Below are 13,847 nucleotides of genomic sequence, written 5' to 3'. Positions count from 1 at the left end.
AAAGAAAAAGTCCCTCCGGCGACGGCATCGCCGCCAGAGGGTTGGTTCGCCTATTCAGACTTTGACACACCCGACAGACGGATCATCCCGTCAGGATAAGGGGTGTAGCCCTGAATGCTGTCATCCAGCGCCCAGATCCATGTCTGGTGGTACAGATAGATCAGCGGGCTTTCGTCGATCAGGATCGCGCGAGCGGCGTCGTAATTGGCCTTGCGCTCTGCAATATCGGTGGACGTGCGGGCCGCATTCAGCAACTCATCCACTTCGGGGTTACAGTATTTGCTGTCGTTGATCCCGCCTTCGCAGGTCACGAACTGATGGATGTTCCCGTCAGGGTCAACGCGGCCCGACCAGCCGATCTGGCTGATTTCATAAGCACCAGCTGATTGTTCGCTCAACAATGTCGCGAATTCCTTGGCGACGACGTTGACGGTGATCCCCGCTTCGCTGGCCATGGCTTGCACCACCTGCACAACCTGCTGGGCGACCGGATTGGTCGATACCTGAATTTCAACGGTCGGGTTTTCAACGCCCGCTTGCGCCAGCAAGGCTTTGGCTGCGTCAATGTCACGTTCCGGCACAGGGAATTCCGTGTTATACCAAGGCGATGACGGCGGGAACGGCTGATTGCCCGGCGCAAAGACCCCTTCAAACACCACGTCGTTCAGTACCTTGCGGTCGATGGACAGCGACAATGCCTGTCGCACCAGTTTATCGGTACCAAAGGCATTCGTCGCCTTTTCACCATTGGCGATATTCACCGTCAGGCCCTGATAGCCCAGCGATACCGCCTGCTCCAGCTGCAGCCCGTCGTCAGCGCGTACTGATGCCACATCTGTCGCGGCCAAACGCTCCACTATGTCGATGTCCCCAGCGCGCAGGTTGGCCAGTCGGACGGTGTCGTCGGTGATTGGCAAGAACGTGACCGTATCAAAGTTGATCCGATCCGCATTGTAATAATCGTCATATTTGCTCAGCACGATGCGGTCTTGCTGCACCCGTTCGGTAAAGCTGAACGGCCCGGCACAAACAGGGGCTGCACCGAATTCAATGCCCATTTCAGAGGCGGCCTTGGGCGATACCATCATGCCAGAGCGGTCGGCAAACTGCGCCAGCAGGGTCGCGTCGGGGTTGGCCAGCATGATTTCGATCGTGTAGTCGTCGACGACATTGGTGCCGGTGATGGATGCGACTTCCGATTTGCGGCGGCTTTCATCCAGAGTCTTCGAGCGGTTGATATTATACGCCACAGCTTCGGCGTTGAAGGGTTCGCCATCATGAAAGGTCACATCATCGCGCAAGGTCATGGTCAACGTCATACCGTCGTCTGACCAGCTCCAGCCGGTGGACAGCATCGGGATGATTTCCAGCTCTGGCGTGATATCCACCAGCTTGTCACAAAGCGAAGCATAGACGATCCGGCCCACAAAGGTGCGCGACTGGTCCGGATCAAGGATATCGGGATCTTCGGCAAGGCCGATCCGCAGGTCCTCTGCATGGACCCACGACGTGCTGAGCATCAGCGCGGCGGCGAGGGTAGCGAGTGGTTTGAATTGCATTTCTTTACTCCCAGGGTTGTTGTCAGGTTGTCGTGGTGGCTGGCGCGTTTGCGCCTTCGCTCCGCGCTCTTGCGGCGCGGTAGATTTCGAAACGTGCGTTTGCGGCGTCACTGCGAGTATCACTTCCGGCCGAAAGCCCGTCCAACGTCAATTCATCTGCATAGTGGCAGGCAACCTGCCCGCCCGCATCACGCGCGCGCAGGGTTGGTTTAGAGGTCCGGCAAAGATCGGTCGCATGGGGGCAGCGCGGATGAAACCGGCAGCCTGTCGGCAAATCAATTGGATTGGGTGGATCACCTTCGAGTTTCGCAGTGGCCTTGCGCGCGCCAACCTGCGGCACCGGAATAGCAGCGATCAGGGCGGCGGTGTAGGGATGGCGCGGGGCGTCAAACAGCGCATCGACCGGTGCAAGCTCGACAATTTCGCCCAGATACATCACCGCCACGCGGTCCGCCATATGACGCACAACCGCCAGATCATGGGCAATCACCACAAGGGTCAACCCGAATTCCTGCTTGAGGTCCTCGAGAATATTGACCACCTGCGCCTGAATGGACACATCCAGCGCGCTGACAGGTTCATCCCCGATCAGCACCTTGGGGCCAGAGGCCAGCGCCCGCGCAATCCCGACCCGCTGCCGTTGGCCGCCGGAAAACTCGTGTGGATAACGGTCGGCAATCTGTGGCGACAGGCCAACGCGCGACAGCAGCGCGGCCACCTTTTCGCGTCTTTGCGCCACGGTGCCAATCCGATGCACGCGCATTGGCTCTTCGATCAAGGCACCTACAGTCATGCGCGGGTTCAGCGATGAAAACGGGTCTTGAAAGATGAACTGCAATTCGCGGCGCAAGTCCCGCATCTCTTGCTCAGGAATACTGGCAATGTTGCGGCCCTCATAAATGACAGCCCCGTCGGTGGGGGTCATAAGCCGCACCAACAGCCGGGCAAGCGTGGACTTGCCGCAACCGGACTCGCCTACAATCGCAAATGTCTCGCCCCGTGCTATTTTCAGATCGACACCATCAACAGCGCGCACGACCTTTGCCTTGCCAAACAGTGGCTTGGCCACTTCAAACTGCCGTTTGAGCGCGCTCGCCTCCAGAATGTAATCAGGGGCACTCATGCGGACACCCGTTGATCAATGCCCGCCTCAAGCGGCACTTGCCAGCAGGCGACGCGATGGCCGGTTGCGACCTCGGTCATGTCCGGTGTCTTGGCACAACTGGCGTTGGCAAAAGGACAACGCGATGCAAACCGGCAGCCCGGCGGCATCTGCGATGCCTGCGGCACAACACCGGGGATTGTCACCAATCGGGCAACCCGCTGCCCCAAGGTCGGCATCGAACTCATCAACCCGATTGTGTAGGGGTGCTGCGGATCCTCGAAAATCTGCGCGACCGTGCCGAACTCAACGATCCGGCCCGCATACATCACGGCAACCTTGTCGGCCATTTCGGCCACGACGCCCAGATCATGGGTGATCAGGATCATCGCGCTGCCGCTTTGTGCCTGCAAATCGCGCATCAGGGCCAGAATCTGCGCCTGAATGGTCACATCCAGCGCCGTGGTCGGTTCGTCCGCCAGCAACAAGGCTGGATCATTGGCCAGCGCCATCGCGATCATGACCCGTTGGCGCATCCCCCCCGACAGATTATGCGGATAGGCATCAAGCCGGCTTTCGGGCGCGGGAATGCCCACTCTGCGCAACATCTCCAACGCACGCGCACGGGCCGCCTTGGCGCTGACACCCTGATGGCGCTGCACGCTCTCTGCAATCTGATCGCCAACGCGCAAGGCGGGGTTCAGCGACGTCATCGGCTCCTGAAAGATCATCGCCATCCGGTCGCCGCGCAGGGCCTGCAATTGATCCAGAGGCATCTGCAGCAGATCCCGCCCGTCAAACAGGGCCTCGCCCCCCGTGACAGACAATGGCGGTGACGCAAGCAATCCCATCAAAGACAAGGCGGTCAGGCTTTTGCCGCAACCGGATTCACCCACCACACACAGTGTTTCACCGGGGTGAAGCGTGAAAGACACATCCGCGACCAGATCACGGGACGTGCCCGCGATACGGACACTCAGGCCCTTCACATCAAGAAGCGGCGCACTCACAACGCATCCTCCAGTGTGCGGCGCATATTGTCGGTCAATACCTGCAAATGCTCCATCATGGCCGCGCGTGCGCGATCAGAGTCGCGCGCATCAATGGCCGCAATGATTTTTTCGTGCTGGGCATGATAGATCGCGCGGGTTTCTTCGGAACGTGCCATGTGGCGTTTGTGCTGCCAGTCCTCGCCCATCCGCACAGTGTCCAGCAAATCAAAAGCTGCCAGCAAAAGCGGATTACCCGCGATCCGGGCAATCAGCCGGTGGATGGCGCCGTCCCAAAGTTCAGAAGAATCCGAGTCTGCCGCCGCATAGGTCCGGTCCGCCAACAATCGCAGCCGGTCTACGTCCTCGCCGCTGGCACGGCGCGCGCACAAGGCCGCTAACTGCGGCTCGATCCCCATGCGGGCTTCCATCACGCCAAGCGCGTCCACCTCATCTGCAATTTCAGCGGCCATCTGCGCAGCTGGCCGTGGTGGCTGCCCCGCAAAAGTGCCCTTGCCCTGCCGCCGCCACAAAAGCCCCTCGGCCTCCAGAACCTCCAGCGCGCGGCGCACGGTCCGCCTGCCAAATCCATAGGTTTCTGACAATTCTCTTTCGGTCGGCAACCTGCCGTCTGACGGCAGATTACCATCGTCGATCAGCCGTCTGATCTGGGTCAGCGCGCGTGTTGTATTGTCCGAAAAACTGTCATCGTAGTTCAAGGTCGGCCCCCGCAGCAGAGCAGTGCATGCTATCTTTATAGACTTGGTGCGTACCAAATTACAAATGGTTCAACCTAACCCTACCAAAAATGGGCCCAACAGAGCCGCAAATCCGGGCCAAAAATACGCAGATGCCTAAGTATTCAGCAGTTTAGAGAAGGTGCAGGGAAAGCCCCGCCTGGGGTCCTGACCCTAGCCCTCAAGCGCGGGGTGTTCTGCCACGGTCAGGGCACCGGGGGCCAATGTCACACCTGCGGGGTCGCCATTCACGACGATACTGGAGCAATCCAGACCGCTGGCGTCAATCGCATGTCCTTCATTACGGATCGTCAAGCGGTCGCAGGTGCCAACGGCGGAAATCGTCCCGCCTGCACGCGCCAACAAGGTCAGCTCACCCACGATGACGTCCGACACTGTAATCGCGCCGCCGGTGCCCGCCTCGATCCAGAGCCTTTCGCCTGCGTCCCCCGCGAACGTGGCTGTTGCATCCTCAAAGGCCTTCAGCCCGTTCAGCACCGGTGTTTTGACGTCTACCGCAAATGCATCGTCGCGCCATTCGCTGAAAATCAGCCACCGGGTATCGCGGGAGAACGCCAGCCATGGCAGATATTCCTTGATCCGAAACTGCGCCAGATCGCCGGTGATGGCCTCTGCCGCGACCTCATATTCCGGGGCAATGGTCACATCGACTGAAATGCCCATCCGCACATCAATCGCCCGGAACTCGCTCACTTTGTAAGGTACGGATTCAGCGCGCACCAATGCAGGAGATAACGCAACACAAAGGGCCAGTGCCGTCATGAAAAACTTCATTTTCCGTTGCCTTTTGCCGGGTCGTTACGCCAGCACTAGGGAAAAAATGCATATGGTTCAATTCACTCTCTTGGCATCTGAGTAAAAACAGCAAGCGGCCGCTCGACGTACCGGGCTTACCATCGCGCTGGAACTGCGACGATGCACCCCCAAAGGCAATTGCCGCCAACTGAAAAACCGGCAGCTGTGCGTGACCGGCGCCAATCCTTGCAAGAGCTTATCTCTGATCTGGCAACTATAATGAAAGGCGCTCGGCCTGAAAGAGGCGCAGGAAATCCCAGCGTTTGTCGGTCCGCGGATGCGCGAAACAACAGGTTGCCCCGCACGCACAGGGCCGCGCACGGTATTTGCGACCTGCCACTGCAAAATAGAGCGTCAAAAACGAGGCGCAGGTGGGCCGCTACCCTATTCGGCGGCGACGTTCCGCGGCCCCAGCATCGGCTTGAGATATTGCCCGGTGTGACTGTCCGCGACTTCCGCGACCTGTTCCGGTGTGCCGGTGGCCACGATCCGGCCTCCGCCGTCGCCACCCTCCGGTCCGATATCGATGATATGATCGGCGGTTTTGATCACGTCGAGGTTATGTTCGATCACAATCACCGAATTCCCTTGATCGACCAGTTCATGCAGCACCTCAAGCAGCTTGCGCACATCCTCAAAATGCAGACCCGTCGTCGGTTCATCCAGAATATAAAGTGTGCGGCCCGTGGACCGCCGCGCCAGTTCCTTGGACAGTTTCACGCGCTGCGCCTCGCCGCCCGACAGGGTCGTGGCCTGCTGACCGACCTTGATATAGCCCAGCCCGACCCGCATCAACGCGTCCATCTTTTCGCGGATCGACGGCACCGCGGAAAAGAAAGTTTGGGCATCTTCCACTGTCATATCAAGGACATCCGCGATGGACCTACCCTTGAACTTGATCTCGAGCGTCTCGCGATTGTACCGCGCGCCCTTGCAGGTTTCGCAGGTGACATAGACATCGGGCAGGAAGTGCATCTCGATCTTGATGACACCGTCACCCTGACACGCTTCGCACCGCCCACCCTTGACGTTAAAGCTGAAACGACCGGGTTTATAGCCGCGCGCCTTCGCCTCAGGCATCCCCGCGAACCAGTCACGGATCGGAGTGAAAGCGCCTGTATATGTGGCCGGGTTTGACCGTGGCGTGCGCCCGATGGGCCGCTGGTCAATGTCGATCACCTTGTCCAGATGTTCAAACCCCTTGATTGTCTCGCATGGCCCCGGCGTCTGGCGCGCGCCGTTCAGTTTCATCGACGCGTTCTTGAAAAGGGTCTCGATCGTCAGGGTCGATTTGCCGCCGCCCGACACACCTGTCACACAAACGAATTTTTGCAGCGGGAAATCCACAGTGACGTTTTGCAGGTTGTTCCCCGTGGCCTTGACCACCGTCAGCTTTTTGCCTTTGCCCTTGCGGCGCTTGGCGGGCACTTCGATTTCACGTGCCCCAATCAGGTATTGCCCGGTCACAGAGTCCGCGTGGGCCATGATTTCCTGCGGCGTACCCTTTGCCACAACCTGCCCGCCATGCACACCAGCCCCCGGGCCGATGTCGAACACATAATCCGCTTCGCGGATCGCTTCCTCGTCATGTTCGACGACAATAACAGTATTGCCCTGATCACGCAGGTTTTTCAGGGTCGTCAGCAAGCGGTCATTGTCGCGCTGGTGCAATCCGATGGATGGCTCGTCCAGCACGTAAAGCACCCCTTGCAGACCCGACCCGATTTGACTGGCCAACCTGATGCGCTGGCTTTCACCGCCCGAAAGCGTGCCGGAATTCCGCGCCAGTGTCAGATACTCGAGGCCCACGTTATTGAGAAAACCCAACCGCTCGCGAATTTCCTTCAGGATCGCCGCTGCGATCTCGTTCTTTTGTTTGCTTAGGCTTTCTGGAACGGCCTTGCACCAGTCATAGGCTTCCTTGATCGACATCTGCACCACATGGCCCACATGCAGCCCGCCGATCTTGACGGCCAGGGCTTCCTCGCGCAGGCGAAAACCGCCACAGGTGCCGCAGTTGCGGTTGTTCTGGTAGTTTTCGAATTCTTCGCGAATCCAGTTGCTATCGGTTTCGCGATAGCGGCGCTCCATGTTCGGGATCACCCCCTCAAAGGCTCGTTCGACCTGATAGACACGGCCGCCTTCGTCGTAGCGGAACTTGATTTCCTCCTTGCCGGAACCGCGCAAAAACACCTGCTGCACCTTCGGGTCAAGGTCCTTCCAACGGGCGTTCTTGTTGAACCCGTAATGTTTGGCGATCGCTTCGATCGTTTGCAGGAAATATGGCGACTTCCCCTTGCGCCAAGGAGCCAATGCCCCGTCGGCGATCTTCAAGGTCACGTCGGGGACGATCAGTTTTTCATCAAAGAACAGTTCAACCCCCAGCCCGTCACACGAGGGACATGCGCCAAAGGGGGCGTTGAATGAAAACAGGCGCGGTTCAATCTCGGGGATCGTAAAGCCCGAAACGGGACAGGCGAAATTCTCCGAGAATGTGAAACGCTCCGGTTCGCCCTCGGTCGGGGCGGTTTCCAGAACCGTGATCCCGTCGGCCAGATCAAGGGCGGTGCGAAAACTGTCGGCCAGCCGTGTTTCAAGCCCTTCGCGGACGACAATGCGGTCAACGACCACATCAATGTCATGGCGGAATTTCTTGTCCAGCGTCGGCGGCTCGTCCAGTTCGTAGAATTCACCATCGACCTTGACGCGCTGAAACCCCTGTTTGCGCAGTTCCAGAAACTCCTTGCGGTACTCACCCTTGCGGTCACGAATGATCGGGGCAAGCAGATAGCCGCGCGTCCCCTCCTCCATCGCCATGACACGGTCAACCATGTCCTGCACCTGCTGCGCCTCGATCGGCAGGCCGGTCGCGGGACTGTAGGGCGTGCCCGCGCGCGCGAAAAGCAGCCGCAGATAATCGTAAATCTCGGTGATGGTGCCGACGGTCGAACGCGGATTCTTGGACGTGGTCTTTTGTTCAATCGAAATCGCGGGACTCAGGCCGGAAATGTGATCAACATCCGGCTTTTCCATCATGTCCAGGAACTGGCGGGCGTAAGCCGACAGCGATTCCACATAGCGGCGCTGCCCTTCAGCATAGATCGTATCAAACGCGAGCGACGATTTGCCCGACCCAGAAAGGCCGGTGATTACCACAAGCTGGTCGCGCGGAATATCAACGTCGATATTCTTGAGGTTATGTTCGCGCGCGCCGCGCACTTCGATGTTTTTCAGCTCAGCCATTTCAGCTCCTCGTCCAGTACGGGACACATAATACAGGCAGGGGCCGGGTCCAATGGGATTATAGAACATTAACGGAACATTGTCAGAATAATTTCGCACGAGACCGGCGTTGATCCGGATGTTGATGCTGATTCAGGCAATCTTCAGCCTCCGGCCATTAGCGTAAAGGATGAAAAGCGAAGGGCCCACAGATGAAAGTGATGATCCTTGCCCTGCTGACCTGCCTGCTCAGCACGCCGGTTCTTGCACAAGAGAGGCTGAATACGATTCTGGTGATGGATGGGTCGGGCTCAATGAAAGAGCGGCTTGATGGTGTGACCAAGATGCAGATCGCCAAACGTGTCGTGGGCAGGATGCTGCAAGAGTTTCCGGCAGACCAAAGGCTGGGCCTGATTGTCTATGGCCAAAGCGCGCTGGGGAACTGCGGGGACATCGACACGTTGGTCAACCCCAATGTCGGCACAGGGCAGGAAATTGGTCGGCAGCTCCGCCAGATCGCGCCTTTGGGGGAAACGCCGATGGCTGCTGCCATCGTGGCCGCAGCAGAGGCGCTGCAATATCAATCATCACCTGCGCGCGTCATTCTTGTTACCGACGGGGCCGAAACCTGTAGTGACGACCCTTGCCGCGCGATCCGCAGGCTAAAGGAACTGGCGGTCGATCTGACCGCCCACGTCATTGGATTCGACATCACGGACGAGGCCACATTGACCCAGATGGCCTGCATCGCAGACGCAACCGGCGGGCAATTTGCTACAGCGGCAAGCGCCGACGAACTGGCGATGGCGCTCTCGGCCTTGACGCGCGCCGATGGGCCATTGCGTGGCAGGGCGGTGTTTATTGCACGGCTGGGTGATCGCAATGGCGGTTTGGTGCAGGACGCCATCAGTTGGAATATCACCGGCCCCGACGGTCCGGTTGTCCGACGCGCGCAAGGTAATCCGTTGGTGCTGGAACTGCCCTTTGGGCGATATCAGGCGACCACAGCCCGACACAAGGACGGGGCGCGGGCGACGGGCAACCTGTTTATCGGAACAGCCGCAGGTGGTACCGGCACCGTTTTCCTGCCTGCGACACGCTAGCAGCCTTTTCAGCCTCGCACACCAAATCCGCCGCCCTCCAATGAAACGGCTAAAATTTGCCTCAATTTCGCCCCACCTCCCAGTAGGTTCCCCTTGGGTCACTGCTGGCCCCGGAACACTGTAGAGTTAGACACAAGGGAAGATTTTTCATGAAGATCAAGATTTTGGCTGTGGGCATTTTGCCCGCAATTCTTGCCGGTTGCGGCAGCAGCGGCGGCGACGGTGATGACGGCGACTTCGAGGTCTCAAGCGGCATCATTGACGGGGTAGAGCTTCCCGCAGGTGCAACGCTGGCTGAGTTCCCGGATGAGGTGCAGGACATCATTGCAGATTTCCGTCGCATCAACGAATCAGGCGACGAAGTCACCATGCCCACCGGCAGCGCCATGTATGCCGGGGATTTTGCGGCAGCCATCGAAGACGATGAAGGCAATCTTGGGGCTTATTTAACGGGTGATCTGAATGTAGAGGCCTCATTCGACACCTTGGAAGTGGATGGCGGGGTTTCCAATATCGTTGCCACGGATGGCGATGGAAACATGCCGTCTGTTGCCAACACACTGGTCGTTGACGCTGATATCGACGGGTCAAGAATGACCGGGTCGGTCTCGGGCGATCTGCTGATCGAGGGTACTGAGACATACGAAGTCTTTGCCAACCTCGATGGTGCCTTTGCCGGCGCAGAGGCCGCCGAGATGCTTGGCGTCATTGAAGGTCAGGTGACCAATCCGGACAATAGCGTTGATCAGGTCAGCGGGATCTTCACCGGCGCGAAGCAAGCCGCGCCGTAAGAGCCTGTAGGCATGTAAGAACAGAATGCAGGGTGGGCCTTTGACCCACCCTGTTTTCAGAAATGGATAGCCCGACCGTAGGCGTCCAGCACACTTTCATGCATCATTTCAGACAAGGTCGGATGCGGGAAAACAGTGTGCATCAGGTCTTCTTCTGTGGTTTCCAGCTGGCGGCCAACGACATACCCCTGAATCAATTCAGTCACTTCTGCGCCGACCATATGCGCGCCCAGTAATTCGCCCGTCTTGGCATCAAATACGGTCTTGACCATGCCTTCGGGTTCGCCCAACGCGATCGCTTTGCCGTTGCCGATGAATGGGAAACGGCCAACCTTGACGTCAAAGCCCAATTCCTTGGCTTTCGCTTCGGAATAGCCGACCGAGGCGACCTGCGGGTGGCAATAGGTACAGCCCGCAATGCTTTCGGGTTTGACCGGATGCACATCTTTGCCCGCGATCAGTTCGGCGACCATCACCCCTTCGTGGGAGGCCTTGTGCGCCAGCCACGGTGCACCTGCGATGTCGCCAATGGCGAACAGCCCGTCCACACCGGTCCGGCAATAGGCATCTGTCACGACATGGGTGCGGTCGATCTTGACGCCCAGACCTTCCAGCCCCAGCCCTTCGACATTGCCAACGATACCGACGGCGCTGATGACCGTGTCGAATTCCATCTTTTCGACCTTGCCGCCGGTCTCGATATGGGCGGTCACTTTGCCCTTGCCCCGGTCAAGCTGCTTGACCATGGATTTCTCCATGATCTTCATGCCCTGTTTGACGAATTGCTTTTTGGCAAAGGCCGAAATCTCGGCATCTTCGACCGGCAACACCCGGTCCATGACCTCGACCACGGTCGTGTCGCTGCCCAGTGTGTTATAGAAGCTGGCAAATTCGATCCCGATGGCGCCAGAGCCGATGACCAGCAGTTTCTTGGGCATCCGTTTCGGGGTCAGCGCGTGCTTGTAGGTCCAGACCAAATCACCGTCAGCTTCCAGCCCCGGCAACTCGCGCGCCCGCGCGCCCGTCGCTAGCACGATGTTTTTCGCGGTCAGCTCTTCTGTGCCCTTGTCGGTTTTGACGCTGACCTTGCCCTTGGCCGGGAGTGTGGCGGCACCCATGAAAACGGTCACTTTGTTTTTCTTCATCAAATGGCCAATGCCACCCGACAGTTGACCCGCCACACTGCGCGACCGCTTGACGACGGCGTCCAGATCATAGTCAACGCCGGTCGCTTTCAGGCCAAATTCCTTGGCCCGATGCATCAGGTGGAATACTTCCGACGAACGCAACATCGCTTTGGTCGGGATGCAGCCCCAATTCAGGCAAATGCCGCCAAGATGTTCGCGTTCGACAATCGCGACATTCATGCCCAGCTGGGCGCCACGAATGGCGGCCACATAGCCGCCAGGCCCCGCACCGATTACGATCAGATCAAAGTTCTTTGCTGCCACGTCGTTGCCCTCCAAAATAGATTTCGTTCAACGCTAAACTACTTTTCGGCAGACCTCTAGTGATGTCGGGGCATATCAGGCAGGCATTCTGTGCAACCCTGCCCAGGATCCTGACCCTATTTAGCGTCCTGCTGCACTGCCCTGATCGCGGCACCGTAGCCGCCCGCGTCCAGAAATACCTGCTCTGCTTGCGTCGTATGCCGCCCGAGTGCTTCGTTGCGGTAGGGGAACCGCCCGAAATCCCGGATCACATTGCGGTGGGCCTGCGTATGCGGGCCGATCTTCGCCCCCGTCAGTGGCATCCGGCTATGGATCAGACGCACGGCGCGTTCCTGATCACAGAGATTTTCCGAATGCATCAGGGGCAGATAGAAAAACTGTCGTGCGGGTTCATCAATTTTCATGTCCCACCGGTGCTCGATCGCCATTTTGGCAGCGGCCAGCGCACAGGCATCGGTGGCAAAGGCTTCACCGCTGCCCCGGAACATGTTGCGCGGGAACTGGTCTGTCAGAATGATATAGGCCAAGGTCCCTTTCGCAGAGGCCAGCCAGAGCCCCAGCGATCCGTCATAAGAGGCCCGCCAGGCATCCTCGAATCGGTCCCTGATCATCTTGTCAAAATCAGGATCGGCCCTGTACCAGTCAGCCGGAGAACATTCCTCCAGCCAGAATGCCAAAACCTCGTCCACAGTCACCATCGGTAAACTCCATCTGCCCTACCCCCGATCTACTCTGTGTCCATTCGGGAAATCGCGTCAAGCCCGACCCCGAGATTCAGCAGCAGATTGTGTTGCTTCCTCGGCAGCAATCTCTTCTTCGGCCTCGATATAATATTCCTGTGCCGCCTCTGCGACCACCGCGGTGGATGCCGCTGAGACAGGCGCATAGGGCACCGTTTCCACTTCCAGATCAGAGCGACTGCGCCGCGTCGCGCGATAAAGCCCATAGGACCCCACCGTCAGCATCAACACCGCTGTGAACAACCAGAAACCATTCGGCCCAAGCGCATCCATCATCGACCCCACAATAAGTGGCCCCATGATCGCGCCCAATCCGTTGATGAACAGCAATCCACCGGACGCCGCCGCCATGTCCTCGCGCTCCAGATAGTCGTTCATATAGGCAATCAGCAACGCATAAAGCGGGTTTGACGTCCCACCGACGATGGCGCCGGTAATCACGATGATCGTAAAGTTGCTTGGAACCAGGAACGCCAGCAGCGACCCGAACCCGCCAAGAAGTGACACCCAGATAATCAACACGCGCCGATCTGTCCGGTCGGACATCCACCCGATCGGATATTGCAGGACCAGCGCAGAGACATAGATCGCCGATACGAACAGTGAAATCTGCCCCACCGACAGCCCGACCCTGTTGCCATAGACCGCCGACATCCCGAATTGCGCCGCGAAGACGCCCCCCAGCATGAACATCCCGAAACAGGCAAGGGGCGATGCATCAATCACCTGCCGGATCGTCATCGGTTTGGTCGTCTCGAAGGCAGGCATCGGGCGCACCGACAACAGGATCGGCGCAAAGGCGAGCGACACCAGAACCGACGGGATGATAAACAAGGCGTAGCCGGACACATCACCCTGGCTGACAATATATTGCGCGACAACGATCCCGGCCATCTGCACGATCATGTAAAGCGACAGCGCCTTGCCCCGCGTTTCATTGGTGGATGCGTCGTTCAGCCAGCTTTCCGCCGTGATATAGACCCCGCAAAAGCAAAAGCCGATCACCACGCGCCCGATCGTCCAGGCCCATGGCTCCACAAGGATCGGATACATGATCAGGACCGCCGAAATCGTCGACCCGAGTGCCGCAAAGACCCGGACGTGCCCGACCCTGCGGATCAGACCGGGCGTGAAACGCGAACTGAACAGAAAACCCAGAAAATAACCCGACATGACAACGGACAGACTGAAGGTACTGAACCCCTCCAGATCACCCCGCAAGCCCAGCAATGTCCCTTGCAGCCCGTTGCCGATCATCAACATGAACATGCCGATGAAGAGAGCCCATGACCCTGTGAAAACTTGAAACATCCTGCGCCCTATCCAGCTAACCGAAC

General features: G+C 58.5%; 11 protein-coding genes. 2 read left to right on the top strand and 9 right to left on the bottom strand.

Annotation, left to right across the window (positions count from 1 at the left end; all coding sequences use genetic code 11):
• Nucleotides 1-50: 50 nt before the first annotated feature.
• From C8N45_RS03615 to uvrA, 6 genes are all read right to left on the bottom strand, one after another.
• Nucleotides 51-1,559 carry an ABC transporter substrate-binding protein gene (locus C8N45_RS03615; protein ID WP_108384805.1) on the bottom strand — a complete coding sequence of 503 codons (1,509 nt, stop codon included), beginning with the start codon at nt 1,557-1,559 and terminating at the stop codon, nt 51-53.
• A gap of 22 nt (nt 1,560-1,581) precedes the next feature.
• Nucleotides 1,582-2,682: an ABC transporter ATP-binding protein gene (locus C8N45_RS03610; RefSeq protein ID WP_108384804.1), complete on the bottom strand. Its 1,101-nt coding sequence runs from the start codon at nt 2,680-2,682 to the stop codon at nt 1,582-1,584.
• Nucleotides 2,679-3,671: an ABC transporter ATP-binding protein gene (locus tag C8N45_RS03605; protein WP_108384803.1), complete on the bottom strand. Its 993-nt coding sequence runs from the start codon at nt 3,669-3,671 to the stop codon at nt 2,679-2,681. The genes C8N45_RS03610 and C8N45_RS03605 overlap by 4 nt, the downstream gene beginning before the upstream one ends.
• Nucleotides 3,668-4,369, bottom strand: coding sequence for a FadR/GntR family transcriptional regulator (locus tag C8N45_RS03600; RefSeq protein WP_108384802.1), 702 nt, complete (start codon nt 4,367-4,369; stop codon nt 3,668-3,670). The genes C8N45_RS03605 and C8N45_RS03600 overlap by 4 nt, the downstream gene beginning before the upstream one ends.
• Before the next feature lie 192 nt (nt 4,370-4,561).
• Nucleotides 4,562-5,182, bottom strand: coding sequence for a GIN domain-containing protein (locus C8N45_RS03595; RefSeq protein WP_108384801.1), 621 nt, complete (start codon nt 5,180-5,182; stop codon nt 4,562-4,564).
• A gap of 405 nt (nt 5,183-5,587) precedes the next feature.
• Complete coding sequence (gene uvrA, locus C8N45_RS03590) at nt 5,588-8,446, bottom strand: excinuclease ABC subunit UvrA (RefSeq protein WP_108384800.1); 2,859 nt, start codon at nt 8,444-8,446, stop codon at nt 5,588-5,590.
• A gap of 191 nt (nt 8,447-8,637) precedes the next feature.
• Here uvrA and C8N45_RS03585 point away from each other — a divergent pair, with 191 nt between their 5' ends.
• The gene (locus tag C8N45_RS03585) at nt 8,638-9,528 is read left to right on the top strand and encodes a vWA domain-containing protein (RefSeq protein WP_108384799.1); all 891 of its coding nucleotides are present in this window, start codon (nt 8,638-8,640) and stop codon (nt 9,526-9,528) included.
• 149 nt (nt 9,529-9,677) lie between these two features.
• Nucleotides 9,678-10,319, top strand: coding sequence for a hypothetical protein (locus C8N45_RS03580; protein WP_108384798.1), 642 nt, complete (start codon nt 9,678-9,680; stop codon nt 10,317-10,319).
• Nucleotides 10,320-10,375: 56 nt separating this feature from the next.
• Here the strand turns inward: C8N45_RS03580 and lpdA are convergent, their stop codons facing one another.
• From lpdA to C8N45_RS03565, 3 genes are all read right to left on the bottom strand, one after another.
• A complete protein-coding gene (gene lpdA, locus C8N45_RS03575; RefSeq protein ID WP_108385148.1) occupies nt 10,376-11,770 on the bottom strand; it encodes a dihydrolipoyl dehydrogenase in 1,395 nt (464 codons plus the stop codon).
• 116 nt (nt 11,771-11,886) lie between these two features.
• Nucleotides 11,887-12,468, bottom strand: coding sequence for a DUF924 family protein (locus tag C8N45_RS03570; RefSeq protein WP_108384797.1), 582 nt, complete (start codon nt 12,466-12,468; stop codon nt 11,887-11,889).
• A 57-nt stretch (nt 12,469-12,525) separates the two neighbouring features.
• Nucleotides 12,526-13,821, bottom strand: a complete 1,296-nt coding sequence (locus C8N45_RS03565) for an MFS transporter (protein ID WP_108384796.1) — start codon at nt 13,819-13,821, stop codon at nt 12,526-12,528.
• Between the last annotated feature and the right edge of the window lie 26 nt (nt 13,822-13,847).

Source organism: Yoonia sediminilitoris, assembly GCF_003058085.1.
GTDB classification, from domain to species: domain Bacteria; phylum Pseudomonadota; class Alphaproteobacteria; order Rhodobacterales; family Rhodobacteraceae; genus Yoonia; species Yoonia sediminilitoris.
Note: the sequence above shows the minus strand (reverse complement) of the source record. Positions and strands in the feature narration are given on the sequence as shown.